Here is a 25,562-nt window from a genome sequence, read left to right on the forward strand (position 1 = left end):
TCCTCAGTCCTCGCCGCTTCCGTGCCCGGTGTCATCCTGGTCGCCCCCGCCGTGGCCTTCCCCGCCGTGGTCTTCCCCGCCGTCCCCGCCGTCCGTGGCATGGGTCGGGCCGCTGCTGGGTTGTTGCTGATCGGGCGGCCCGCTCTGGTCGCTGCCCTGAGTGTCCCCCTGGTCGTCGCCGTTGCTGTCGTCCTGGCCGTCGTCCTGCCCCTGGTCGTCTGCACCGTCGTCTGCACCGTCGTCGGCACCGTCGTCGGCACCGTCGTCGCCGCCGTGGTCGTCGGGGCCACTCGATGCGGACGGAACCTCCGGCGTGGACGGGGGAGCAGCCGGGGCGCCGGCCGGACCTTGGTCGTCGCCGGCGTGGTCGTCCTGCGAGTCGTCGGGGGACGGCTCGGTCGTTCGGCCGGGCGCCTCGGAGCGGTCCTTCGTGCCGTCATCGGTGGGCGCACTGTCGTCGCTGGGGTTGCTGGCGGGCGGCACGTGGTGCTGCGGCGCGGGCCCGTTGATCCGGTCGGCGGCGTAGGCGCCACCCGCGGCGATGACGGCCACGCTCGCAGCCGCCGCGGCGATCTTGAGCGTCGCCGGCCGGACCGGCACGACGGCTGCCCGGGACGCGACCGCCAACGCCGCGAGCCGGGCGATGAAGACGTCGTCCACCTCGACCCGCGGAGGCTCGAGAGCGAGCGGTCGCGTGGTGGCTGGCTTCATGGTGCTGTTCCTTCGGTCCAGGACGCTCCGACGGTATCGCAGGGGGTCGACACCTGTCGGAGCGTCCAGTGGTGAACCAGGTCAGTCCTGGTCGTCGTCGCCCTGGTCGCCCTGGTCGCCCTGGTCGTCGTCGCCCTGGTCGTCACCGTGGTCGGTGTGGTCGCCCGAGCCCTGGTGGTCGGCGTGGTCGCCGTCGCCCTGGTCGTCGTCACCCTGGTCGTCGGCGTCCTCGCCCTGGTCGTCGTCACCCTGGTCGTCCGGGGAGTCGGTCTCGGTGGGCTCGGCCGGGTCGGGAGCCTCGGTCTCGTCCTGGTCGTCAGCGGGGTCGTCGGTCTCCGGCGGGTCGGTCGGGTCCTCGGTGGTGGCCGGCGTCGAGGGGTGCACCGGGTGAGCCGGGTGGGCCGGGTGCGTGGGGTGTGCGCCCTTGGTCGGGTGCGCCGGGTGCGCCGGGTGCGCCGGGTGCGTGGGGTGCACCGGGTGGGCCGGGTGCGCGGGGTGGGAGTGCTCGGTGACGGGTGCATCGTGCCCGTTGCTGGCGGCGTACGCGCCGCTCGCCCCGATCACGGCCAGGGCGGCCGTGGCACCGAGCACCTTGGTGGCCTTGGTGAAGTGCATCGTGTATCTCCAGTCCCGGCGTCCGGTCGGTCGCCTTCACTGCGTACATGTCGGGAGCTGTGGGCTGCGTTACACGTCTTTACTTCTGGCTTGTCGCCCGCTTCGCGGGCGGGTTGCCGCTGCGCGGGGCAGCCTCCCCGGGACAGTCTCGGCGCGGGGTGGTGGGGCCGGACGGTCGCTCCCACGTCGACGATGCGAGTCCCTATGCTCGCCGCGTCGCTCGCCACGGCGTGGGTTTCCTGCCGGGCCGCCGCTGGGCGGCGCCGCGCCTCCCTTTGACGGGACCTCGCATCGTCGCCGCGTGCGCGCCCGCCCGTCCCCACGGCTCGCCGCCCGGCTCCCGGGCGGGCGGGGGTGAAGAGTCGCCCAGTGACCCGTTCCGCGCTGACGCGGTATGTCACGTGTCTTGCGGCAGCGCAGGCACGGTGGTCGACCGACCCTTGTTCCCCGCCCGCCCGAGAGCCCGGGGACGGCCCGGGGACGGTGGGGCGAGCACGCGGGCCCCTCGCGAGGTCCCGTAAAAGGTCGGCGTGGCGCCGCCGACGGCGAACACGGAAGGAAACCGCCTGTAGCGGCGACACGGCGACCCCAGGGACTCGCGAGGGGACCGTGGGAGCGCCCCGTCGGCCCCACCCCGAAGCCCGACCTCCCGGGAAGGCAGCCCCGCCCAGCGGCAAACCGCCCGCGAAGCGGGCGAAAGGACAGACGCCAAGGAACCACGTCGCGCAGCGACCCGTCCCACCCGCGGACCGAGTCGAAGCGAGGAGCAGGACGATGAACAGCAGGGTGAGTGTCAGCGTGAAGGGGTTGCTGGTGTCGGGGCTGGTGCTGATGGCGCTGGTGACGGCGTACCTCCTCGGCGGCGACGGAGGCAGCAGCCCCGCCCAGGCCGCACCCGCCGCGCAGGCGTCGACCCAGCACCGGACCCTCACGATGACCGGGACCGGGAAGGCGACGGCGATCCCGGACCAGCTGTCCTTCGGGCTGTCGGTGGGGGTCACGCGGCTCGACCTCGACACCGCGCTGACCGACTCCAGCGCGGTGATGGAGCGGGTGCTGGCGTCGCTGGCCAAGTACGGCGTGAAGCGGGGAGACGTGCAGACCACGGGGCTGTCCATGGAGCCGGTCTACGACTACCACCCGTACTCGCCGCCGACGATCCGCGGCTACCACGTCAGCCAGCGTGCGTCGGTGCTCGTCAAGGAGCTCAGGCTCGGTGGTGCCGCCGTGAGTGCGGCCGTCGCGACCGGCGGCAACGACGTCCGGGTCGACAACATCCGGCTGCTGGTCGGGGACCCCGAGGCCGCGATGGCGAAGGCCCGCAAGGCCGCGGTGGTCGAGGCGACCGCCAAGGCGCAGGAGTACGCCGATGCGGCCGGCGAGGAGCTCGGCTCGGTCGTGACGCTGCACGAGGTGCGTGCCTCCAACCCCGAGCCCCCGCGGCCGCTTGTCTATGCGCGGGCCGCGGGGACCATGGACGCGGCCAAGGCCCTGCCGATCCGGACTGGCCACGACGACCTGTCGGTGACGGTCCAGGTGGTGTGGGACTTCCGCTAGTGCATTCGGTCAATGCCGCGCGGTGCCGATAGACTCGGGGGCTGTTGCCCGCACGCTGTGGGCGGCACCCCCACTCTCTCGATCAGTAAGGCTGAGACGCGCGCATGGCATCGACCAACGACCTCAAGAACGGCATGGTTCTCAACATCGACGGTCAGCTCTGGGCCGTCGTGGAGTTCCAGCACGTCAAGCCGGGCAAGGGCCCCGCGTTCGTGCGGACCAAGCTGAAGAACGTCGAGTCGAACAAGACCGTCGACAAGACCTTCAACGCCGGCACCAAGGTCGAGACCGCGACGGTCGACCGCCGCTCGATGCAGTACCTCTACAACGACGGCACGTCCTACGTCTTCATGGACGTCCAGAGCTACGAGCAGCTCGAGATCAGCCCCGAGATCGTCGGCGGCGCCGCCAACTTCCTCCTGGAGAACCAGGACGTCGTGGTCGCCACCAACGAGGGCCGCGTCCTGTTCATCGAGATGCCTGCCTCGGTCGAGCTGGTCATCACCTTCACCGAGCCCGGCCTGGCCGGCGACAGCGCCACGGGCCGCACCAAGCCGGCCACCCTCGAGACCGGACACGAGATCCAGGTCCCGCTGTTCATCAACCAGGGCGAGAAGGTCAAGGTCGACACCCGCGACTCCTCCTACATGGGTCGCGTCAAGTCCTGATGTCTGCCCGCACCAAGGCTCGCAAGCGCGCACTGGACGTCCTCTTCGCCTCCGAGCTCCGCAACGAGAGCCCGGTCGAGGCGCTCGAGCGTGCCATCGCCGACGGCGAAGGCCCGACCAACGCCTACACCGCGACCCTGGTGCGCGGCGTGGTCCAGCACCAGGAGCGGATCGACGAGCTGCTGTCGACGTACTCCCAGGGCTGGACGCTCACCCGTATGCCCGCGGTCGACCGCAACGTGCTGCGCCTGGGCGTCTTCGAGGTCCTGTACGCCGACGACGTGCCCGACGCGGTCGCAGTGACCGAGGCGATGGCCCTCGTGTCCGAGCTGTCCACCGACGAGTCGCCGGCGTTCGTCAACGGCGTCCTGGGCAACATCGCGCGCGACAAGGCGACGCTCTAGCCCTGCCTGCGTCCTTCCTCACGGTTTCAAGACCCCCTGTGAGGGGGACGTAGGAGTTATGGGAGATATGGGTGGGATTGCGGACCAGGCGGAGCGCGCTGGCCGCCAGGCGGAGAACAGCGACTGGCTGGACTACGCGGTCCGCATCGGCATGGTGGCCTACGGCATCGTCAACCTGATGATCGCGTGGATCGCCGCAGAGCTGGCGCTGGGCGACTCCTCCGGCAAGGCCTCGAGCCAGGGCGCGCTGCACAAGCTCGCCCAGCAGCCCTTCGGGGGCGCGCTGGTCTGGCTCGTCGCGATCGGCATGGTCCTGCTGGTCATCTGGCGCCTCCTCGAGGCGGCCCTGGGCCACCGGGACGAGGAGGGTGGCAAGCGCTGGCGCAAGCGGGCCGTCTCGGCCGGCAAGGCCGCGATCTACGGCGCCGTGGGGGTCTCGGCCTTCAAGGTCGCCACCGGCAGCGGGTCCTCCGGCAAGGGCGGGCAGTCGACGACCTCCAAGATCATGGACTGGCCGGGCGGCACCTGGATCATCGGCCTGGTCGGCGCCGCGATCGTCGCCTACGGCCTCAACAACATCCGCCGTGCCTGGACCGAGAAGTTCCGCGAGCACCTCAGCGCCGAGGGCCAGGGCGGTGACGCGGGCAAGGCCTACATCTGGTTCGGCAAGATCGGCTACATGGCCAAGGGCGCGGCCTTCATCGTCATCGGCGGCCTGTTCGTCTACGCCGCGACCAGCCACAAGCCCAAGAAGGCGGGCGGCCTCGACGATGCCCTGCACAAGGTGCTGCAGCAGCCCTACGGGCCGGTGCTGCTCATGGTGATCGCCGCGGGCATCGCCTGCTACGGCCTCTTCTGCTTCGCCCGCGCCCGGCACCTGTCGCGGTAGTCACCGGTCGCCTGCGAGGCTGGTCGCATGAGCGACCACGGGACTGACCAGACCGAGCACGTCGACGTCGTCGTGGTGGGCCTGGGGCCCGGCGGCGAGCACGCCGCGCAGAAGCTCGCCGAGGCCGGGCTCTCCGTGGTCGGGGTGGAGCGCGGGCTGGTCGGGGGCGAGTGTCCGTTCTACGGCTGCATCCCGTCCAAGATGATGATCCGGGCCGCCGACGCGCTCGCCGAGGCGCGGCGTGCCCAGCACCTCGCCGGCGACGTCGAGATCCGCCCCGACTGGGGCAGGGTCGCCACGCGGATCGACAAGCAGGCCACCAACCACTGGGACGACGAGTCCCATGCGACCCGGCTCACCGAGGCGGGCGTCCGGATCGTGCGCGGCCACGGGCGGCTCGACGGGCCGGGTCGGGTCCGCGTCGACGGGACGACGTACGTCGCTGCCCGCGGGGTGGTCCTCAACGCCGGCACCGAGCCGGCCACCCTCCCGATCGACGGCCTGGCCGCGACCCCGCACTGGACCAACCGCGAGGTGGTCCGGCTCGCCGAGCTGCCCGCGTCGCTGGTCGTGATCGGCGGCGGGCCGATCGGCGCCGAGCTGACCCAGGTCTTCGCCCGCTTCGGGGTCCGGGTCAGCCTGCTCGAGGTCGCCGAGCGCATCCTCGGGCCCGAGGAGCCCGAGGCCAGCGCGGTGATCCACCGGGTCCTCGCCGAGGACGGGGTGGACGTCCGCACCGGGGTCACCATCGACCGGGTCGACCACGACGGGACCTTCCGGGTGCTCGTCGACGGCGAGACCCTCGAGTCCGAGCAGCTGCTGGTCGCGGCCGGTCGTCGTACCAACCTCGCCGACGTGGGTCTCGAGACCGTCGGCCTGGACCCGGCCGCCCGCGTGGTCGACACCGACGAGCGGATGCGGGCGGGGGAGCGGCTCTGGGCCGTCGGCGACATCACCGGCAAGGGCGCCTTCACCCACGTGTCGATGTACCAGGCGGCGGTCGCCGTGCGCGACCTCCTCGACCAGGACGGGCCCCTCGCCGACTACCGCGCGGTCAGCCGGGTGACGTTCACCGACCCCGAGGTGGGGTCGGTCGGGCTCACCGAGCGGCAGGCCCGCGACGCCGGGATCGCCGTCGTCACCGGGCACGCCGAGATGCCCGAGTCGAGTCGCGGCTGGATCCACCAGGCCGGCAACGAGGGGATCGTGAAGCTCGTGGCCGACAGCGACCGCGGCATCCTCGTCGGCGGCACCACCGTCGGCCCCTTCGGCGGCGAGGTCCTGGGTCTCGTCGCGGCCGCGGTGCACGCCGAGATCCCGGTCGCGACCCTCCGCGGGATGCACTTCGCCTACCCGACCTTCCACCGCGCGATCGAGGCCGCGCTGGCGGACCTGGACCTGTGATCGGCCGCTGATCGTCCGCTGACCGGCGGTCTGGCGCGGGGTTTGGCCGCTCTCCGACCGGGGCACAGTCCGCTCATGTTCTCGGTGAGGGGCCTTCGCGTCCTCTGCGCGCGCCTGATCCTGTCGATGGGTGCCCCAGCTCGTAGCTCGGCCAGCCGGTGATGCCCCCTCGGCGACGACCACCAACGGAGGAGACCCCATGACGCAGGACCCGTCCCACGGCGCCGCCGGCCAGCGCGCCGAGCACGAGATGTCCGACACGAGCGATCGGCTGTACACCACCGAGGAGCTCGGCGCCTACGCCGCGCGACGCCACGACACCCGGCCCGGCGGGCTGACGCCGCCTCCGGCCGGCCCGCCCCAGCGCACCGTGTACGGCGACCCCCTGACCGACCCGCTCGGGGGCCCCACGGGCAACCACGCCCAGCGGCCGCCGAGCGGCCCCCCGGTCAACCTCCCGCCGGCCCAGGCGCCGGCCCAGCCTGTGGCCCAGCCGATCTTCACCCAGCCACCCGTCGAGCCGGCCCGGCCGGTCGTGCCGGTCGAGCCGGTCCGGCCCAGCGTGCCGGCAGCGACCGACGTGCTCCCGGAGGTGGGGGAGCCCGAGGGCGAGGTGCGCCGGTTCATGACCGCCACCGACTTCCTCGACCGCCGTGACGGCGACAAGGAGCTCGGCCCGGCGACGTGGGGCTGGCGCGGGGGAGTGCGGCGGTGGAGCGGCGGCCTGATCAGCCCGAAGATGGGCCCGGCCGAGGTGGCCTACGAGCTGGACCGGCAGACCATCCAGAAGGACTTCGACGGCCCCCGCACGATCGCCTTCATCAACCCCAAGGGTGGTGCCGCGAAGACGACCGGTGTCCTCGCCGCGGGCTACACGTTCGGGACCGTCCGCGGCGGCGGCGTGGTCGCGTGGGACAACAACGAGACGCGCGGCACGCTCGGCATCCGGGGCACTCGCAGCACCCACCGCAACACCACGCGCGAGCTGCTCGAGGACCTCTCACGCTTCAGCGACGTCTACCAGTCGCGGATCGGCGACCTCGGCGCGTTCGTGCGCAGCCAGGGCGACGCCCACTTCGACGTCCTCGCCTCCGACGAGCGACCCGACGTGACCGGCACGATCAAGGCCGACGACTTCGAGGCGGTCCACAAGCTGCTGGAGCGCTTCTACCGCGTCATCCTCATCGACACCGGCAACAACATGCGGGCCGAGAACTGGCTGGCAGCGGCGGACTCCGCCGACCTGCTCGTGGTGACCAGCACCGTCCGCGAGGACACCGGCTACAGCGGGCTGTGGATGCTCGACGCCCTCCAGGACGCCGGTTACGCCAACCTCAAGCACAAGACGGTCACGGTCCTCTCCGACCCGTCGGCGCAGGTGGACGCCAAGCTCGCCAACGACCTGGTCGAGGTCTACGAGCAGCGCACCCGTGCGGTCTACCGGGTGCCCTACGACCCGGCGCTCGTCGCCGGATCGGTCGTGCCCTACGCCCAGCTCTCCCACCACACCCGGATGCAGTGGCTCAAGGCGTGCGCGGGGATGGCCTCCGCGCTCTGAGAGAGAGGACCCGGGCCGGCCGGTGATGCGTCCCCCGACCGACCCTCGTGGTCCGTCAGGCGGCGGCTTGCGCCGGCCACTCCAGTCGGAACCACTGGGGAGCCCCCGGCGACCGGGCAGCGTGTGCGCCGGCCTCCTGGGGGTCGATCTGGCGGATCTGCCAGCCGGGGAAGGCGTCCTCGACGGCGGCGAGGTCCGCACCCCTCCGGCGCAGGAGACCGGCGCCGCGCGGCCTGGTGCAGATCAGGATGGCCGCGCCGGGGTTGGCCAGCTGGGTGACGCCGCGGCCCAGGGCCCGGCGACGCGCGCCAGTGAGGCCCTCGAAGCAGCCGATGTCGAGGTAGAGGTCGAAGTCCTGCCCGATGCCCGTCCCCGGCAGGTACGCGACGTCGCCGATGACGAAGCGGGTCTCGGGTCCCTCGCGGCGCATGGCGCGGTCGACGGCCGGTCGGGCCTCGTCGATCCCCACGGCGTCCCAGCCGCGCCGCGAGAGCTCCATCGTGTGCAGCCCCGATCCGCACCCGATGTCGAGGGCCCGCCCCAGCCGTCCGTCGCGCTCGGCCTGCTCGCGGTCGAGGATCGCGGTGAGCCCCAGCCGCTCGACCGCGCCGGCGCGCTGCCAGGGGGTGATGCCGAGACGGTAGGCGAGGCTGTAGGCGCTCCTCATGGGAGGCTCCTCAAATTGATTCGGGTAGAACTTGAATGAATCTCCTCCTAGAGTGATCCCGATGTCCGAGCCTGTCAAACCCCGACGCCCCTATCGGTCCGCCGTGCGCGCCGAGCGGGCCCGACAGAGCCGCGACCGCATCCTCGACGCGGCGACGACGCGCTTCCTCGAGCTGGGCTTCGGGCGGGCTTCGGTGCGGGTGATCGCGAGCGATGCAGGGGTGAGCGAGGACCTGGTCTTCCACCTCTTCGGCTCCAAGCGCGGGCTGCTCGGCGCCGTGATGGCGCGCGAGCCCGATCCCGGCCTGGAGACCCTGGCGGCGAGCGGTGGCGCGGCCGTCGTGCGCGACGAGGAGGACCAGCGGCGCCAGGTTGCGCTCCTGGCCGAGCGTGTGGGAGCCGACCTGGCCCGGGTGCGACCGCTGGACGACATGCTCCGCGCCGCCGCCGCCGTCGACCCCGAGCTGGCGGCCGTGCGCGAGGACCTCCACCTGCGCCGGCGGCGCGAGGCGACGACGGCGATCACCCGGTGGATGCACGACCGCGGTCCGCTGCGCCAGGGGGTGGACGAGGCGTCGGCCCTGGTGTGGACGCTCACCAGCCCCGAGGTCCACCACCTCCTGGTCGAGGGGTGGGGGTGGTCGCAGGGCAAGTACGTCGACTGGCTGCGCACCAACCTCGAAGCGGGGCTCCTGTCCTGAGCTAGCGTCGGGGCCATGCGTGCTGTCGTCCACACCGAGACCGGTCCGTCGTCCGTCCTGCGCGTGGTCGAGCGTGACCTGCCCGAGCCCGGGCCCGGCGAGGTCCGGGTCAGGGTCGCCCGGGCGGGGGTCAACCCGACCGACTGGAAGTTCCGCACCGCGCCCCAGCTGGCCTACGACGAGGTCACCCCCGGCCAGGACGGCGCCGGCGTGGTCGACGCGGTGGGGGAGGGCGTCACCGGCCTGGCGGTCGGGCAGCGCGTGTGGCTGGTGCTGGCCCAGCACGGCCGCGCCCATGGGTCGGCCGCCGAGTTCACCGTCCAGCCGGCCGACCGGGTCGTGCCGCTGCCCGACGGTGCCGACTTCGACCTCGGCGCCAGCCTCGGCGTCCCGGCCGTCACGGCCCACCGCGCCCTGACGTCGGGGGAGGGCGGACCCACCCGGCTCGGCCCGGGCGCGCTCACCGGTCGCACGGTCCTTGTCCAGGGCGGTGCCGGCGCCGTCGGCAATGCCGCGATCCAGCTCGCCCGCTGGTCCGGGGCCACCGTCGTCACGACGGTCAGCAGCCCCGAGAAGGCCGCGCTCGCCACCGCCGCCGGCGCGCACCACGTCGTGAACTACCGCGAGGGACACCCCGAGGAGCAGATCCTGGCGGTCGCCCCGGGCGGCGTCGACCTCGTCGTGGAGGTCGCCCCCGCGCAGAACAACGAGATCGACCTGGCCGTCACCCGCGTCCACGCGACGATCGCGATCTACGCCAACAACGGCGGCGACGAGCTCACCGTGCCGTTGCGGTCCACCTTCTCCAAGAACCTGCGCTACCAGTTCGTGATCCTCTACACACTCGACGAGGCGCTCCGACGCGCCGCGGTCGAGGACGTCTCCGCCGCCGTCGCGGCCGGTGCCGTCCGTGTGGGCGCGGACGCCGGCGTACCGCTCCACCACTACGCGCTGGACCAGCTGGCCGCCGCCCACGACGCCGTCCAGTCCGGCGTGGTCGGCAAGGTCCTCGTCGACGTCGCCGACTGGTAGGGTCGGGGCCGTTCGACATCCTTTAACGAGCCGTCCCGTGAGGCGGAGAAGGAGGTCTGCAGTTCTGTGACTGCGCCCCAGGCAACACCCCACGCAACAACTGAGTCTTCACCCGACGCCGCGACCGATGGCCGCACCGTCCTCGACGCCCGTGACATCACCCGGGCCCTCACCCGCATCTCGCACGAGATCCTCGAGCGCAACAAGGGCGCCGGCGATCTCGTCCTCCTCGGCATCCCGAGCCGGGGCGTCCCGCTGGCCCAGCGGATCGCGGAGCGGATCGCCTCCGTCGAGGGGTACGCCGTGCCGGTCGGCTCGCTGGACGTGACGATGTACCGCGACGACCTCCGCATGAAGCCGGCCCGCGCGCTGCTGCCGACGCAGATCCCCGCCGGCGGCATCGACGGCAAGACCGTCGTCCTCGTCGACGACGTGCTGTTCTCGGGCCGCACCATCCGCGCCGCCCTCGACGCGCTCAACGACCTGGGCCGTCCCAAGGCGGTCCGCCTGGCCGTGCTGGTCGACCGCGGGCACCGCGAGCTCCCGATCCGCGCCGACTTCGTCGGCAAGAACCTCCCGACCTCGCTGGTCGAGCGGGTCAGGGTCCGGCTCGAGGGCATCGACGACGTCGACGCGGTGACCATCCACGGCAGCGTGACGACGGACGGAGCCGACGCATGAAGCGACACCTGCTCAGCGCGGCCGACCTGACCCGCGACGACGCCGAGCTGGTGCTGCGCACCGCCGAGGAGCTCCGCTCGCTGGCCGACCGGCCGATCAAGAAGCTGCCGGCGCTGCGCGGCCGCACGGTGGTCAACCTCTTCTTCGAGGACTCCACCCGCACCCGCATCTCGTTCGAGGCCGCGGCCAAGCGGCTCTCGGCGGACGTCATCAACTTCTCGGCCAAGGGCTCCAGCCTGTCCAAGGGCGAGAGCCTCAAGGACACGGCGCTCACGCTCGAGGCGATGGGCGCGGACGCCGTTGTCGTCCGCCACGGCGCGAGCGGTGCCCCGCACCGGCTGGCCCACTCGGGCTGGGTGCGCTCCAGCGTGGTCAACGCCGGCGACGGCACCCACGAGCACCCCACCCAGGCCCTGCTCGACGCCTTCACCATGTGGCGCCACATCGGGGAGTCGAAGCCCGGCGGCCTCGAGGGCCGCAAGGTCGCGATCGTCGGCGACGTCCTGCACAGCCGGGTCGCCCGCTCCAACGCGCTGCTGCTCCGCACGCTCGGCGCTGAGGTCACCCTGGTGGCCCCGCCGACGCTCTTCCCCGTGGGGATCGAGGGCTGGCCGGTCGAGACGTCGTACGACCTCGACAGCGTGCTGCCCAAGGCCGACGCCGTGATGATGCTGCGCGTCCAGCGCGAGCGGATGCACGGTGGCTTCTTCCCCACGGCCCGGGAGTACTCCCGCCGCTACGGCCTCGACGGCAGGCGGATGGCGATGCTCCAGGACCACACCATCGTGATGCACCCCGGCCCGATGGTCCGCGGCATGGAGATCACCGCCGACGTGGCCGACTCCGACCGCTCGGTCATCGTCGAGCAGGTGACCAACGGTGTCGCCGTCCGGATGGCCGTCCTGTACCTGCTGCTCGGTGGTTCCGAGCCTTCGATCGGAGAGACCGAGTGACCAGCTACCTCATCCAGAACGTCGCCCTCCTCGGCGGCGAGCCGACCGACCTGCTCCTCGCCGACGGCGTGGTCAAGGAGATCGGGACGATCGCGCCCGCCGACGGGCTCGAGACCATCGACGCCACCGGCCTGGTCGCGCTGCCCGGCCTCGTCGACCTCCACACCCACCTGCGCGAGCCGGGTCGTGAGGACGCCGAGACCGTCGAGACCGGCACCCGCGCCGCCGCGATGGGCGGCTTCACCGCCGTCCACGCGATGGCCAACACCGAGCCTGTCGCCGACACCGCCGGCGTCGTCGAGCAGGTCTGGCGGCTGGGCCGCGAAGCCGGCCACTGCGACGTCTATCCCATCGGTGCCGTCACCGTCGGGCTGAAGGGGGAGCAGCTCGCCGAGCTCGGCGCGATGGCCGACTCGGCCGCGCGCGTGCGGGTCTTCTCCGACGACGGCAAGTGCGTCAGCGACGCGGTGCTGATGCGCCGCGCGCTGGAGTACGTCAAGGCGTTCGACGGCGTCATCGCCCAGCACGCCCAGGAGCCGCGCCTGACGGAGGGCGCGCAGATGAACGAGGGCGAGCTCTCCGGCCGCCTCGGGCTCGCCGGCTGGCCGGCCGTCGCCGAGGAGGCGATCATCGCCCGCGACTGCCTGCTCGCCGCCCACGTCGACTCGCGGTTGCACGTCTGCCACGTCTCCACCGCCGGGTCGGTCGAGATCGTCCGTGACGCCAAGCGCAAGGGCTGGAACGTCACCGCCGAGGCGTGCCCCCACCACCTGCTGCTGACCGACGACCTGGCCGCGACGTACGACCCGATCTACAAGGTCAACCCGCCGCTGCGCTCGCAGGCCGACGTGGAGGCGCTGCGCGCCGGCCTGGCCGACGGCACGATCGACATCGTCGCCACCGACCACGCCCCGCACCCCCACGAGGACAAGGACTGCGAGTGGGCGGCCGCCGCCTTCGGCATGCTCGGCCTCGAGACCGCGCTCTCGATCGTCCAGCAGACGATGGTCGACCCGGGCCTGCTCGACTGGGCCGGCGTCGCCGAGCGGATGTCGCACGCCCCGGCCCGGATCGGTCGCGTGACCGACCACGGTCGCCCGATCGAGGTGGGGGAGCCGGCCAACGTCGTGCTCTACGACCCCTCGGTCCGCCGCACCATCGAGGCGAGCGAGTCCGCGTCCCTCTCCCGCAACACGCCGTATGCCGGGATGGAGCTGCCCGGCCGGGTCGTCGCGACGTTCCTGCGCGGCACCGCCACGGTGCTCGACGGGAAGCTCCAGTGAGCGCCGGGGTGAAGGCCGCCCTGCTCGTCCTCGAGGACGGCCGCGCGTTCCGGGGACAGGCCTACGGCGCCGAGGGAGAGACCTTCGGCGAGGCGGTCTTCAACACCGGCATGACCGGCTACCAGGAGACGCTCACCGACCCGTCCTACCACCGCCAGGTGGTCGTGATGACGGCCCCGCACATCGGCAACACCGGCATCAACGACGAGGACCCCGAGTCGCGCCGGATCTGGGTCTCGGGCTACGTCGTCCGCGACCCCGCCCGTGTGCCCTCCAACTGGCGCTCCCGGCGCACCCTCGACGACGAGCTGCGCGAGCAGGGCGTCGTCGGGATCTCCGGCGTCGACACCCGGGCGCTGACCCGCCACCTGCGCGAGCGCGGTGCGATGCGGGTCGGGATCTCCACCACGGAGTCCGACCCGGCGGCGCTGCTCGAGCGCGTGCTGGCCTCGGCCGAGATGGCCGGCGCCGAGCTCGCCGGCGAGGTGTCCACGGACGCGGCGTACGTCGTCCCGGCGGTGGGGGAGAAGCGCTTCACCGTCGCGGCCCTCGACCTCGGCATCAAGTCGATGACTCCCTACCGGATGGCCCAGCGCGGGATCGAGGTGCACGTCCTGCCGGCCGCGTCCACCCTGGAGGACGTGCTCGCCGTCCAGCCCGACGGGCTCTTCTTCTCCAACGGGCCCGGTGACCCGGCGGCCACCGTCGGCCAGGTCGAGCTGCTCAAGGGTGCGCTCGCCGACGGGCTGCCCTACTTCGGGATCTGCTTCGGCAACCAGCTCTTCGGCCGCGCGCTCGGCTTCGGCACCTACAAGCTGAAGTACGGCCACCGCGGCATCAACCAGCCGGTGATGGACCGCACGACCAACAAGGTCGAGGTCACCGCGCACAACCACGGCTTCGCCGTGGACGCACCGCTCGACGGCCCGACGCAGACGCCCTACGGCGTCGCGACGGTCAGCCACGTCTGCCTCAACGACGACGTCGTGGAGGGTCTCGAGCTCCGCACCCCCGAGGGCGACCTGAAGGCGTTCTCGGTCCAGTACCACCCCGAGGCCGCCGCCGGCCCGCACGACGCGGCGTACCTCTTCGACCGGTTCGTCGAGCTCATGGAGAGGACTTCCTGATGCCCAAGCGCGAGGACATCAAGTCGGTCATGGTGATCGGCTCCGGGCCGATCATCATCGGCCAGGCCTGCGAGTTCGACTACTCCGGCACCCAGGCCTGCCGCGTCCTGAAGGACGAGGGCATCCGGGTGATCCTGGTCAACTCCAACCCGGCGACGATCATGACCGACCCGGAGTTCGCCGACGCGACCTACGTCGAGCCGATCACGCCCGAGTACGTCGAGAAGGTCATCGCCAAGGAGCGCCCCGACGCCCTGCTGGCGACCCTCGGCGGCCAGACGGCGCTGAACTCCGCGATGGCGCTCGACGCGGCCGGCGTCCTGGAGAAGTACGACGTCGAGCTGATCGGTGCCTCCATCGAGGCGATCGACCGCGGTGAGAACCGCCAGGTCTTCAAGAAGATCGTCGAGGACCTCGGTGGCGAGTGCTCCAAGTCGGTCATCTGCCACACGATGGACGACTGCCTGGCCGCCGCCGACGAGCTCGGCTACCCGATGGTGGTGCGCCCGTCGTTCACCATGGGCGGCACCGGCTCCGGCATGGCCTACGACGAGCAGGACCTGCGCCGCATCGCGGGCGCCGGCCTCGCGGCCAGCCCCACCACCGAGGTGCTCCTCGAGGAGTCGATCCTCGGCTGGAAGGAGTACGAGCTCGAGGTCATGCGCGACACCGCCGACAACGTGGTGATCATCTGCTCGATCGAGAACCTCGACCCGATGGGCGTGCACACCGGCGACTCGATCACGGTCGCGCCGGCGATGACCCTGACCGACCGCGAGTACCAGGCGATGCGGGACCTCGCCATCGGCATCATCCGCTCGGTCGGCGTCGACACCGGCGGCTGCAACATCCAGTACGCCGTCAACCCGGCCGACGGCCGGCTGATCGTGATCGAGATGAACCCGCGGGTCTCCCGGTCCAGTGCCCTGGCCTCCAAGGCCACCGGCTTCCCGATCGCCAAGATCGCGGCCAAGGTCGCCATCGGCTACACCCTCGACGAGATCCCCAACGACATCACCCGCGAGACCCCGGCGAGCTTCGAGCCGTCGCTGGACTACGTCGTGGTGAAGGTGCCGCGGTTCGCGTTCGAGAAGTTCCCGGGCGCCGACCCGACCCTGACCACGCACATGAAGTCGGTCGGCGAGGCGATGTCGATCGGCCGCAACTTCACCGAGGCGCTCCAGAAGTCGCTGCGCTCGCTGGAGAGCAAGAACGCCGTCTTCGACTTCACCCCGCTCCCGGCCGACCTGGACCGGGCGGCCCGCCTCGAGGAGCTCCTGGTCCGGGTCGCCACGCCCCACGACGGCCGGCTCAAGGAGGTCATGGACGCGATCCGCGTCGGTGCCACCCCCGAGCAGGTCTTCGACGCCACCAGGATCGACCCCTGGTTCGTCGACCAGCTCTTCCTCATCCACGAGGTCGCCGAGCAGGTCGCCTCCGCCACGCGGCTCGACGAGGCGACGCTGCGCCTGGCCAAGCGGCACGGCTTCTCCGACGCCCAGCTCGGCCAGATCCGCGGCATGCGCGAGGACGTCGTCCGCGGCGTCCGCCAGGCGTTGGGCATCCGGCCGGTCTACAAGACCGTCGACACCTGTGCGGCAGAGTTCGCCGCGACCACGCCGTACCACTACTCCTCCTACGACGAGGAGACCGAGGTCGCGCCGCGGGAGAAGGAAGCCGTGATCATCCTCGGCTCCGGGCCCAACCGGATCGGCCAGGGCATCGAGTTCGACTACTCGTGCGTCCACGCGTCGCTGGCGCTGTCCGAGGCCGGCTACGAGACCATCATGGTCAACTGCAACCCCGAGACCGTCTCGACCGACTACGACACCTCCGACCGCCTCTACTTCGAGCCGCTGACCCTCGAGGACGTCCTCGAGATCGTGCACGCGGAGTCGCAGGCCGGGCCGATCGCCGGTGTCATCTGCCAGCTCGGCGGCCAGACTCCGCTGGGCCTCGCGAAGGGGCTGGAGGCCAACGGCGTCCGCATCGTCGGCACCTCGCCCGACGCGATCCACCTCGCCGAGGAGCGCGGCGCCTTCGGCCGGGTGCTCGCCGAGGCCGGACTGCCCGCGCCCAAGCACGGCATGGCGACGTCGTTCGCCGACGCCAAGCGGATCGCCGACGAGATCGCCTACCCGGTGCTGGTGCGCCCGTCGTACGTCCTGGGCGGCCGCGGCATGGAGATCGTGTACGACGACGTCGCGCTCGAGGGCTACATCGAGCGGGCCACCGAGATCAGTCCCGAGCACCCGGTGCTGGTCGACCGGTTCATCGACGACGCGGTCGAGATCGACGTCGACGCGATCTTCGACGGCGAGGAGCTCTTCCTCGGCGGCGTCATGGAGCACATCGAGGAGGCCGGCATCCACTCCGGAGACTCCTCGTGCGCGCTGCCGCCGATCACCCTCGGCGATGCCGAGATCCGCCGGATCCGCGAGGCCACCGAGGCCATCGCCCGGGGCGTGGGGGTGCGCGGGCTGCTCAACATCCAGTACGCCCTCGGCTCGGACGTCCTCTACGTCCTCGAGGCCAACCCGCGCGCCAGTCGCACCGTGCCGTTCGTGTCCAAGGCGACGGCGACGCCGCTGGCCAAGGCCGCGGCGCGGGTGATGCTCGGCGAGTCCATCGCCTCGCTGCGCACGGCCGGCGTGCTGCCGGCGACCGGCGACGGCGGGTCGCTGCCGCCCCACCAGCCGATCGCGGTCAAGGAGGCGGTGATGCCGTTCAACCGGTTCCGCACCCCCGACGGCAAGCAGGTCGACACGGTCCTCGGCCCGGAGATGAAGTCGACCGGCGAGGTGATGGGCCTCGACGCCGACTTCGGCACGGCCTTCGCGAAGGCCCAGACCGCCGCCTTCGGGTCGCTGCCCACCAGCGGCAAGGTCTTCGTCTCGATGGCCAACCGCGACAAGCGGCACATGATCTTCCCGATCAAGGTGCTCTCCGACCACGGCTTCGAGATCGTCGCGACCCAGGGCACCGCCGAGGTGCTGCGCCGCAACGGCGTGCAGGCGACCGTGGTGCGCAAGCACTTCGAGGGCGAGGGGCCCCACGGTGAGCCGACCACGGTCGGGATGATCCTGGCCGGCGACATCGACCTGGTCATCAACACCCCGCACGGCTCCACCAGCGGTGGCTCGGCGCGCGTGGACGGCTACGAGATCCGCACGGCAGCCATCATGGCCAACATCCCGTGCATCACCACCGTCCAGGGGCTCGGCGCGGCCGTGCAGGGCATCGAGGCGCTGGAGCGGGGCGACATCGGTGTCCGCAGCCTGCAGGACTGGGCGCTGCGCAACGCGGACGGCGTGGGGGGCTCGTGACGGCCTACCGCCTGCTCTTCGACCACCTGCTGACCCGCACCGACCCCGAGCGGGCGCACCACGCGGGCTTCGGGGCCATCCGGGCCGCCGGCCCGGTCCTGGCTCGGCTGCCGCGCCACGGCACCCCGGTCGAGGCGATGGGGCTGACCTTCCCCAACGTCCTCGGCATGGCCGCGGGCTTCGACAAGAACGCCGTCGGCATCGACGGCCTCGCCGCGCTCGGCTTCGGTCACGTGGAGATCGGCACGGTCACGGGCGAGGGCCAGCCCGGCAACCCCAAGCCGCGGCTGTTCCGGCTGCCCGAGGACCGGGCGGTCATCAACCGGATGGGCTTCAACAACGACGGCGCCGAGGTCGTGGCCGACCGGCTGGCCGCCCGCGGCCGTCGCGGCACGGAGCAGGGCGGCCCGGTCCTGGGCGTCAACATCGGCAAGACCAAGGTCGTGCCCGAGGACGACGCCCCGGCGGTGCTCGCCGACTACGAGAAGAGCGCGCGGCTGCTCGCGCCGCACGCCGACTACCTCGTCGTCAACGTCAGCTCGCCCAACACGCCGGGACTGCGCAACCTCCAGGCGGTGGAGCGGCTCCAGCCGCTCCTCGAGCACGTACGCCGCACCGCCGACGCGGTCACGTCCGCCCGGGTGCCGCTGCTGGTCAAGATCGCGCCGGACCTGTCCGACGACGACGTGGTCGCGGTCGCCGACATGGCCGGGGCGATCGGGCTCGACGGGATCATCGCCACCAACACCACGATCTCCCGCGAGGGGCTCCGCACCGACGTGGCCACGGTCGAGGAGATCGGTGCCGGCGGCCTGTCCGGCGCCCCGCTGACCGAGCGGGCCCTCGACGTACTCACCCTGCTGCGCAAGCAGGTCGGCCCGGACCTCACCCTCGTCTCGGTCGGCGGCATCACCACCGTCGACGACGCCCGGGCCCGGCTCGACGCGGGTGCGACCCTGCTGCAGGGCTACACCGCGTTCATCTACGAGGGGCCCCTGTGGCCCACGCGCATCCTCCGCGGGGTCCGCACGCCGTGAGCCCGGTCGCCGAGCCCACCACCGCGACGCGCACCCCGCTGCACGTCACGGGTGAGCTGCTCGCGACCAAGAAGGTCGGCGCCTACCGCCACCTGACCCTGGTGGCGCCCGGAGTGCCCGAGCGGTTCCGTCCCGGCAACTTCGTGGCCGTCTCGATCGGCGCCCCCGGGTCGGACACGACCCGGCTGGCCCGACGCGCGTTCTGGATCCACCAGGTCAAGCCCGTCGGCGGCTATGGCCCGACACTCCAGCTCGTCGTCGAGCCGACCGGTCCCGGCAGCCAGTGGCTCGCCTCGCTGGCACCGGGCGCCCGGCTGGAGGTCACCGGCCCGCTCGGCCGGCCGTTCGCCCTGCCCAAGGAGCCGGTCAGCTGCCTGCTCGTGGGGGAGGGGTACGCCGCCGCGCCGCTGTTCCCGCTCGCCGAGCGGCTCCGCGAGCGCGGGTGCGCGGTCAACCTCCTCGTGGCCGGGGCCGACGAGGCGCACCTGCTGTCCGCCCTCGAGGCCCGCCGCTCCGCCCGCGCGGTCACCGTCGTCACCCGCGACGGCTCCGTGGGCCTGCGCGGCGAGGTGGCCGATGTCGTCGACGACGTGCTCGGCCGGTCGCAGGCCGCGGTCGTCTACGCCGCCGGCCCGCTGGCCACGCTCCACGCGGTCGCCGTGGCCGCCGAGGCACACGGCGCGTGGAGCCAGACCGCCGTCGAGCAGCCGCTCACCTGCGCCACGGGCCTGTGCCAGGGCTGCCCGGTGCCCGTCGTCGGCGAGGACGGCGTGGCCCGCCGCGTGCGGGCCTGCGCCGACGGTCCGGTGCTCCGCGGCGACCGGGTGCGCTGGGCCGAGCTGCTCGGTGAGGCGGGCGAGCCGAGGTGAGCATCGACCTCGGCGGGCTGACCCTGGCCAACCCCGTGATGGTTGCCTCCGGCTGCGGAGGCACCGGCCGCGAGCTCGCGGCGTACGTCGACCTCCACGAGCTGGGCGCCTTCGTCACCCGCACGATCACCCTCAACCCCCGCGCGGGCGGACCGGTCCCGCGGATCCTGGAGACGCCGTCAGGGCTCGTGCACGCGGTCGGGCTCCAGAACCCCGGCCTCGAGCCGTTCCTGGCCAGCGAGCTGCCGCAGCTCGTCCAGCAGGGCGCCCGCGTCGTCGTCTCGATCGCGGGTACCACCCTGGGGGAGTACGCCGAGCTGGCCCGACGCCTCGGTCGCGCGCCCGGCGTCGCCGCCGTCGAGGTCAACCTGTCCTCGCCCGACGCCGTCGCCTCGGGCGTGCTCGACGTCCGCGAGCCGTTCCACGCGGCCAACGTCGTCGCCGCCGTGCACCGGGAGCTGCCGCGCGGGCTCCCGCTGCTCGCCAAGGTCCGCCCCGACCTGATCCGTGTGGTCGAGTCGGCGCGCACGGTCCTCGAAGCCGGCGCCGCCGCCGTCGTGGTCGGCAACGCCCTCCCCGCAGCGATGCCCGACGGCCGTCCGGCCGGCCTGAGCGGGCCCGCGATCCGGCCGCTCGCGCTGCGCTGCGTCACCGAGGTCCGCGACGCCCTGCCCGACGCGGCGATCGTCGGCTGCGGCGGCATCGCCGACGAGGCCGACGCCCGCTCCTTCCTCGCTGCCGGCGCCACCGCCGTGCAGGTCGGCACCGCCCTGCTGCACGACCCCACGACCGCCGCGCGGCTGGCCCGCGCCCTGACGACTGACCGGGAGGTCATCGGATGACACCGTTCGGAACCCGACTCCACGAGGCGGTCGCCGCCCGCGGCCCGCTGTGCGCGGGCATCGACCCGCACGCGGCCCTGCTCCGCGAGTGGGGCCTCGACGACGACGTGGCCGGGCTCGAGCGGTTCGCGATGACCGCCGCCGAGGGACTGGCGCCGCACGTGTCGGTCGTGAAGCCGCAGTCGGCGTTCTACGAGCGGTTCGGCTCCCGCGGGATCGCCGTGCTGGAGCGGCTGATCGCCGCCTGCCGCGACGCCGGCGCGCTGGTCCTCCTCGACGTCAAGCGTGGCGACATCGGCTCCACCTCGCAGGCCTACGCCGACGCCTACCTCGACCCCGCCTCCCCGCTCGCCTCCGACGCGATCACGGCCAGCCCCTACCTCGGCTTCGGCTCGCTCGACCCGATGATCGACACCGCACGCAAGCACGGCGCCGGGGTGTTCGTGCTCGCCCTCACCTCCAACAAGGAGGGCCCCGAGGTCCAGCACGCCACCACCGCGTCCGGCACCACCGTCGCCGGCACCGTCCTGGACCACCTCCGCCGCCTCAACGCCGACGCGTCGCCGCTCGGCTCCTTCGGGGCGGTCATCGGGGCCACGATCGGCGAGACGGGGGAGGACCTCGCGTTCAACGGGCCCGTGCTCGCCCCCGGGTACGGCGCCCAGGGAGGCACCGTGGCGGACCTGAAGCGGATCTTCGGGGCCTCGGCCGGGGCCGTGCTGCCCAGCTCCTCGCGCGAGCTGCTGCGCCACGGCCCGGATGCCGGCGCGCTCCGCGACGCGGCCCTGCGCACCAACGACGAGCTCGCCGGGCTGGCCGGCTGATGCGGCGCCTCACGCGGACGGCCGCGCTCCTCGCCGCCCTCACCCTCGTGCCGGTCCTGGCCGGCTGCCAGGACACCCAGGAGAGCTACTGCGGCGCGGTCAAGGACCACCAGGAGGAGCTCACCAAGATCTCCTCCGACGGCTCGCAGGACTCCCTCATCCAGGCACTCGGCATCTTCGAGGACCTCCAGTCCAAGGCGCCCAGCGACATCACCGACGAGTGGCAGCAGGTCGTGAGCCGCGTCCAGGCGCTGAAGAAGGCCCTCGACGACGCGGGCGTCGACCCCGCGACCTACGACCGTGCCCACCCGCCCGCGGACCTGAGCGCCGACGACAAGGCCGCGATCGACGCGGCGGCGCGCGAGCTCGGCAGCGGCGAGACCCTCGCGGCGCTCCAGGCCCTGGACCAGGAGGCCCGTGACGTGTGCCAGACCCCCCTGACGCTCTAGCCCGGAGCGGCAAAAAGACCAGTTCAGGCCCGCAATTGCTGGACCCTCGCGGTTCTGACTAGTGTGACCCCTCACCGGCCCGCACGACTTCTCTCGACCTAAGGACCAGCGCCCGTGGCTCTGCCCCCGCTCACCCCCGAACAGCGCCAGGCGGCCCTCGACAAGGCCGCCGCCTCCCGTCGGGAGCGGGCCGAGGTCAAGAACCGGCTCAAGAACTCCGGGGCCTCGATCCTCGACGTGCTCCACGAGGGCCAGGTCAACGAGGTCATCGGCAAGATGCGCGTCGTCGACCTGCTCCAGTCGCTGCCCGGCCTCGGCAAGGTCCGCGCCCGGCAGATGATGGAGCGGCTCGGCATCGCCGAGAGCCGCCGCGTCCGCGGGCTCGGGACCAAGCAGGTCGCCGCGCTCGAGCGCGAGTTCGCCGGGCGTGGCTGAGCCCCGCTCGCGCCTGCTCGTCCTGGCCGGACCCACCGCCGTCGGCAAGGGGACCGTGGCCGCGGCCGTGCGTGAGCTCCACCCCGACGTCTGGATCTCGGTCTCCGCCACGACCCGCAAACCGCGTCCCGGCGAGGTCCACGGCGTGCACTACTGGTTCGTCTCCGACGAGGAGTTCGACGCCATGGTCGCCGACGGCCAGCTGCTGGAGTGGGCGGTGGTGCACAAGGCCGCCCGCTACGGCACGCCGCGCGGCCCGGTCGAGGAGGCGCTGGCCGCGGGCCGGCCCTCGATGCTCGAGATCGACCTCCAGGGCGCGCGCCAGGTCCGCGAGACCATGCCCGACGCGCTGTTCGTCTTCCTGGCCCCGCCCTCGTGGGAGGAGCTCGTGCGCCGGCTCGTCGGTCGCGGCACCGAGACCGAGGAGGAGCGGGAGCGCCGGCTCGACACCGCGCGCGAGGAGCTGGCGGCCGAGCAGGAGTTCGACGTGACGATCGTCAACCACGAAGTTCACGCTGCAGCCGACGAGTTGGTAACCTTGATGGTGCACGACCATGCGCACCCATCGGTGCACCCCCCATTCGACAACTTGTGAGGCTCACGCGTGTCTTCGCCCAACATCGCCGCCGAGGGTGTCACCAACCCCTCGATCGACGACCTGCTCACCAAGACCGACAGCAAGTACAAGCTGGTCCTCTACAGCGCCAAGCGTGCGCGCCAGATCAACGCCTACTACTCCCAGCTGGGCGAGGGCCTGCTCGAGTACGTCGGCCCGCTCGTCGACACCCACGTGCAGGAGAAGCCCCTCTCGATCGCGCTCCGCGAGATCAACGAGGACCTGCTGACGTGTGAGGACGTCGACCCCGCCGAGCTCGCCGCCGAGGAGGCTGCTGCCAAGGCCGCCCTCGAGTCGTCGTTCAGCGCCGGCGAGTGACCGAGCCGGTCCAGCGTTGACCAGCATCACCGACTCCGTGGCCGTTCCCCCTGTCGGGGAGCGGCCACGACTCGTGCTGGGGGTCTCCGGCGGCATCGCGGCGTACAAGTCCTGCGAGCTGCTGCGCCGGTTCACCGAGTCCGGCCACGACGTGACCGTCGTGCCCACCGCGGCCGCCCTGGAGTTCGTGGGCGCCCCGACCTGGGCGGCCCTGTCGGGCAAGCCCGTCTCCACCGACGTGTGGTCGTCCGTCCACGAGGTCCCGCACGTCCGGATCGGCCAGCAGGCCGACCTGGTCGTCGTCGCCCCGGCCACCGCCGACCTGCTGGCCAAGGCCGCCCACGGGCTGGCCGACGACCTGCTCACCAACACCCTCCTGACCGCACGCTGCCCGGTCGTCTTCGCCCCCGCGATGCACACCGAGATGTGGGAGCACCCCGCGACGCAGGCCAACGTCGCCACGCTGCGCGCCCGGGGGGCGCTGGTGATCGAGCCCGCCGAGGGCCGGCTGACCGGCAAGGACACCGGCAAGGGCCGGCTGCCGGAGCCCGCCGAGATCTTCGACTACTGCCTCGAGGTGCTGACCCGGTCGTCGTCCGGTGCGGCCGCCGGTCTGACCGACCTGGCCGGCCGCTCGGTCGTGGTGTCGGCCGGCGGCACCCGCGAGTACCTCGACCCCGTCCGCTTCCTCGGCAACCGCTCCTCGGGCCTGCAGGGCTATGCCCTGGCCCGCGCGGCGGCCGCCCGCGGCGCGGAGGTCACCCTCGTCGCCGCCAACGTGTCGCTGCCCGACCCCGCCGGTGTGAAGGTGGTCCGGGTCGAGACGACCGCCCAGCTGCGCGAGGTGGTCGTGGCCGCCGCGGCCGCCGCCGACGCGGTCGTGATGGCCGCCGCCCCGGCCGACTTCCGGCCGGTCGACGTCAGCACCCACAAGATCAAGAAGGCGGCCGACGGCAGCTCGCCGGCGATCGAGCTGACCCAGAACCCCGACATCCTCCACGAGATCTCCACCCAGCGCTCGCGCCCCGGGAGCGTCATCGTGGGATTCGCCGCCGAGACCGGCGACGCCTCCGGGTCGGTCGCCGACCTGGCCCGCGCCAAGCTGGCCCGCAAGGGCTGCGACCTGCTCGTGGTCAACGACGTGAGCGGGGGAGCGGTCTTCGGCAGCCCCGACAACGAGGCGGTCATCCTGGCCGCCGACGGCGCGACGGTCGACGTACCCCACGGGTCGAAGGGCGCGCTGGCCCACGTCATTTGGGACGAAGTGGCTCGCAGGCTGCAGGATTGAGACGTCGTCCCGCCTTGTGGGACGCCCGATATCGTTGCTGCACCACCAACTACGGGAGTGAGAAGCACAGTGCCTGGACGTCTCTTCACGTCGGAGTCCGTGACCGAGGGTCACCCGGACAAGATCGCCGACCAGATCAGCGACTCGGTCCTCGACGCCATGCTGGCGCAGGACGAGTACAGCCGCGTCGCCGTCGAGACCCTGCTCACCACTGGGCTCGTCGTGGTCGCCGGTGAGGTCGACACCACCGGATACGTCGACATCAAGAAGGTCGTGCGCGAGCGCATCCTCGAGATCGGCTACGACTCCTCCCTCAAGGGCTTCGACGGCGCGTCGTGCGGCGTCATGGTCGCCATCGGGGGCCAGTCCGGCGACATCGCGCAGGGCGTCGACACCGGCCACGAGAGCCGCACCGGCTCCGTGGACGCGATGGACAAGCAGGGCGCCGGCGACCAGGGCCTGATGTTCGGCTACGCCTGCGACGACACCGCGGTGCTGATGCCGCTGCCGATCGTGATCGCGCAGCGCCTGGCCGAGAAGCTCTCCGAGGTCCGCAAGGACGGCACGCTCGACTACCTGCGCCCCGACGGCAAGACCCAGGTCACCATCGAGTACGACGCCGACAACCGTCCGGTCCGCGTCGACACCGTCGTCCTGTCCACGCAGCACGCGGAGGAGACCGAGCTCGACACCCTCGAGGCCGACATCAAGAAGCACGTCATCGACCCGGTCCTCGACACCTTCGAGATCCCCTCCGAGGGCTACCGCCTCCTGGTCAACCCGACCGGCCGCTTCGTCGTCGGCGGCCCCATGGGCGACGCCGGCCTGACCGGCCGCAAGATCATCGTCGACACCTACGGCGGCATGGCCCGCCACGGTGGCGGCGCCTTCTCGGGCAAGGACCCGTCGAAGGTCGACCGGTCGGCCGCCTACGCCATGCGCTGGGTCGCCAAGAACGTCGTGGCCGCCGGCCTGGCCCGCCGCTGCGAGGCGCAGGTCGCCTACGCCATCGGCAAGGCCCAGCCCGTCGGCGTCTTCATCGAGACCTTCGGCACCGGCGCGGTCCCGGACGAGAAGATCCAGGAGGCCGTCCTGTCGGTCTTCGACCTGCGTCCCGCCGCGATCATCCGCGACCTCGACCTGCTGCGCCCGATCTACGCCAAGACCGCGGCGTACGGCCACTTCGGCCGTGAGCTCCCCGAGTTCACCTGGGAGCGGACCGACCGCGCCGAGGCGCTGAAGGCCGCCGCCGGACTCTGAGTCCCACACCGGGTCGCCGGCGGCGGTCACCCCGCCGTCGGCGCCCGCT

26 protein-coding genes are annotated in these 25,562 nt (G+C 72.4%); 23 read left to right on the plus strand and 3 right to left on the minus strand.

What is annotated here, in order from left to right:
- Window positions 1-3: 3 nt before the first annotated feature.
- Both FB382_RS06855 and FB382_RS06860 read right to left on the minus strand, forming a co-directional pair.
- On the minus strand, window positions 4-711 hold the full coding sequence (locus FB382_RS06855) for a hypothetical protein (protein ID WP_182537876.1): 708 nt from the start codon (window positions 709-711) through the stop codon (window positions 4-6).
- Window positions 712-792: 81 nt separating this feature from the next.
- On the minus strand, window positions 793-1,326 hold the full coding sequence (locus tag FB382_RS06860; protein ID WP_182537878.1) for a hypothetical protein: 534 nt from the start codon (window positions 1,324-1,326) through the stop codon (window positions 793-795).
- A 774-nt stretch (window positions 1,327-2,100) separates the two neighbouring features.
- Between FB382_RS06860 and FB382_RS06865 the strand changes: the two genes are divergently transcribed.
- The 6 genes from FB382_RS06865 (at window position 2,101) to FB382_RS06890 (ending at window position 7,806) form a co-directional block, all read left to right on the plus strand.
- A complete protein-coding gene (locus tag FB382_RS06865; RefSeq protein WP_182537880.1) occupies window positions 2,101-2,883 on the plus strand; it encodes an SIMPL domain-containing protein in 783 nt (260 codons plus the stop codon).
- A 104-nt stretch (window positions 2,884-2,987) separates the two neighbouring features.
- Window positions 2,988-3,551, plus strand: coding sequence for an elongation factor P (efp, locus tag FB382_RS06870; protein ID WP_182537881.1), 564 nt, complete (start codon window positions 2,988-2,990; stop codon window positions 3,549-3,551).
- The gene (gene nusB / locus FB382_RS06875) at window positions 3,551-3,955 is read left to right on the plus strand and encodes a transcription antitermination factor NusB (protein ID WP_182537882.1); all 405 of its coding nucleotides are present in this window, start codon (window positions 3,551-3,553) and stop codon (window positions 3,953-3,955) included. The genes efp and nusB overlap by 1 nt, the downstream gene beginning before the upstream one ends.
- A 67-nt stretch (window positions 3,956-4,022) precedes the next feature.
- A complete protein-coding gene (locus FB382_RS06880) occupies window positions 4,023-4,844 on the plus strand; it encodes a DUF1206 domain-containing protein (protein ID WP_182537883.1) in 822 nt (273 codons plus the stop codon).
- A 27-nt stretch (window positions 4,845-4,871) separates the two neighbouring features.
- Complete coding sequence (locus FB382_RS06885; protein ID WP_182537884.1) at window positions 4,872-6,248, plus strand: dihydrolipoyl dehydrogenase family protein; 1,377 nt, start codon at window positions 4,872-4,874, stop codon at window positions 6,246-6,248.
- A 199-nt stretch (window positions 6,249-6,447) separates the two neighbouring features.
- A complete protein-coding gene (locus tag FB382_RS06890) occupies window positions 6,448-7,806 on the plus strand; it encodes a MinD/ParA family ATP-binding protein (RefSeq protein ID WP_182537885.1) in 1,359 nt (452 codons plus the stop codon).
- A gap of 55 nt (window positions 7,807-7,861) precedes the next feature.
- Here the strand turns inward: FB382_RS06890 and FB382_RS06895 are convergent, their stop codons facing one another.
- Complete coding sequence (locus tag FB382_RS06895) at window positions 7,862-8,473, minus strand: class I SAM-dependent methyltransferase (RefSeq protein ID WP_182537886.1); 612 nt, start codon at window positions 8,471-8,473, stop codon at window positions 7,862-7,864.
- A gap of 61 nt (window positions 8,474-8,534) precedes the next feature.
- Between FB382_RS06895 and FB382_RS06900 the strand changes: the two genes are divergently transcribed.
- The 17 genes from FB382_RS06900 (at window position 8,535) to metK (ending at window position 25,513) form a co-directional block, all read left to right on the plus strand.
- Complete coding sequence (locus FB382_RS06900; RefSeq protein WP_182537888.1) at window positions 8,535-9,173, plus strand: TetR/AcrR family transcriptional regulator; 639 nt, start codon at window positions 8,535-8,537, stop codon at window positions 9,171-9,173.
- Window positions 9,174-9,188: 15 nt separating this feature from the next.
- Window positions 9,189-10,205 carry an NADPH:quinone reductase gene (locus FB382_RS06905; protein ID WP_182537890.1) on the plus strand — a complete coding sequence of 339 codons (1,017 nt, stop codon included), beginning with the start codon at window positions 9,189-9,191 and terminating at the stop codon, window positions 10,203-10,205.
- 66 nt (window positions 10,206-10,271) lie between these two features.
- Entirely contained in the window at window positions 10,272-10,886 is a 615-nt protein-coding gene (gene pyrR, locus FB382_RS06910; RefSeq protein WP_182537891.1) for a bifunctional pyr operon transcriptional regulator/uracil phosphoribosyltransferase PyrR, read from the plus strand.
- Entirely contained in the window at window positions 10,883-11,839 is a 957-nt protein-coding gene (locus FB382_RS06915) for an aspartate carbamoyltransferase catalytic subunit (RefSeq protein WP_125035798.1), read from the plus strand. The genes pyrR and FB382_RS06915 overlap by 4 nt, the downstream gene beginning before the upstream one ends.
- On the plus strand, window positions 11,836-13,122 hold the full coding sequence (locus FB382_RS06920; protein ID WP_182537893.1) for a dihydroorotase: 1,287 nt from the start codon (window positions 11,836-11,838) through the stop codon (window positions 13,120-13,122). Before FB382_RS06915 ends, FB382_RS06920 begins: the two co-directional genes overlap by 4 nt.
- Entirely contained in the window at window positions 13,119-14,249 is a 1,131-nt protein-coding gene (gene carA, locus FB382_RS06925) for a glutamine-hydrolyzing carbamoyl-phosphate synthase small subunit (RefSeq protein ID WP_182537895.1), read from the plus strand. Before FB382_RS06920 ends, carA begins: the two co-directional genes overlap by 4 nt.
- Window positions 14,249-17,575: a carbamoyl-phosphate synthase large subunit gene (gene carB, locus FB382_RS06930; RefSeq protein WP_182537897.1), complete on the plus strand. Its 3,327-nt coding sequence runs from the start codon at window positions 14,249-14,251 to the stop codon at window positions 17,573-17,575. The genes carA and carB overlap by 1 nt, the downstream gene beginning before the upstream one ends.
- Complete coding sequence (locus tag FB382_RS06935; RefSeq protein ID WP_343055512.1) at window positions 17,572-18,612, plus strand: quinone-dependent dihydroorotate dehydrogenase; 1,041 nt, start codon at window positions 17,572-17,574, stop codon at window positions 18,610-18,612. Before carB ends, FB382_RS06935 begins: the two co-directional genes overlap by 4 nt.
- The gene (locus tag FB382_RS22820; RefSeq protein WP_182537899.1) at window positions 18,609-19,481 is read left to right on the plus strand and encodes an iron-sulfur cluster-binding protein; all 873 of its coding nucleotides are present in this window, start codon (window positions 18,609-18,611) and stop codon (window positions 19,479-19,481) included. The genes FB382_RS06935 and FB382_RS22820 overlap by 4 nt, the downstream gene beginning before the upstream one ends.
- Complete coding sequence (locus FB382_RS06945) at window positions 19,478-20,323, plus strand: tRNA-dihydrouridine synthase (RefSeq protein WP_182537901.1); 846 nt, start codon at window positions 19,478-19,480, stop codon at window positions 20,321-20,323. Before FB382_RS22820 ends, FB382_RS06945 begins: the two co-directional genes overlap by 4 nt.
- Window positions 20,320-21,147, plus strand: coding sequence for an orotidine-5'-phosphate decarboxylase (gene pyrF, locus FB382_RS06950; RefSeq protein ID WP_182537903.1), 828 nt, complete (start codon window positions 20,320-20,322; stop codon window positions 21,145-21,147). The genes FB382_RS06945 and pyrF overlap by 4 nt, the downstream gene beginning before the upstream one ends.
- Window positions 21,147-21,596, plus strand: coding sequence for a hypothetical protein (locus FB382_RS06955; protein ID WP_182537905.1), 450 nt, complete (start codon window positions 21,147-21,149; stop codon window positions 21,594-21,596). The genes pyrF and FB382_RS06955 overlap by 1 nt, the downstream gene beginning before the upstream one ends.
- Window positions 21,597-21,710: 114 nt before the next feature.
- A complete protein-coding gene (gene mihF, locus FB382_RS06960) occupies window positions 21,711-22,031 on the plus strand; it encodes an integration host factor, actinobacterial type (RefSeq protein WP_125035807.1) in 321 nt (106 codons plus the stop codon).
- On the plus strand, window positions 22,024-22,626 hold the full coding sequence (gene gmk / locus FB382_RS06965) for a guanylate kinase (protein WP_182537907.1): 603 nt from the start codon (window positions 22,024-22,026) through the stop codon (window positions 22,624-22,626). The genes mihF and gmk overlap by 8 nt, the downstream gene beginning before the upstream one ends.
- A gap of 9 nt (window positions 22,627-22,635) precedes the next feature.
- Window positions 22,636-22,965: a DNA-directed RNA polymerase subunit omega gene (gene rpoZ, locus FB382_RS06970; RefSeq protein ID WP_182537909.1), complete on the plus strand. Its 330-nt coding sequence runs from the start codon at window positions 22,636-22,638 to the stop codon at window positions 22,963-22,965.
- 37 nt (window positions 22,966-23,002) lie between these two features.
- Window positions 23,003-24,253, plus strand: coding sequence for a bifunctional phosphopantothenoylcysteine decarboxylase/phosphopantothenate--cysteine ligase CoaBC (gene coaBC / locus FB382_RS06975; protein WP_182537911.1), 1,251 nt, complete (start codon window positions 23,003-23,005; stop codon window positions 24,251-24,253).
- A 69-nt stretch (window positions 24,254-24,322) separates the two neighbouring features.
- On the plus strand, window positions 24,323-25,513 hold the full coding sequence (metK, locus tag FB382_RS06980; RefSeq protein WP_182537913.1) for a methionine adenosyltransferase: 1,191 nt from the start codon (window positions 24,323-24,325) through the stop codon (window positions 25,511-25,513).
- Window positions 25,514-25,562: the final 49 nt, after the last annotated feature.

This window comes from Nocardioides ginsengisegetis (genome assembly GCF_014138045.1).
Lineage (GTDB): Bacteria > Actinomycetota > Actinomycetes > Propionibacteriales > Nocardioidaceae > Nocardioides > Nocardioides ginsengisegetis.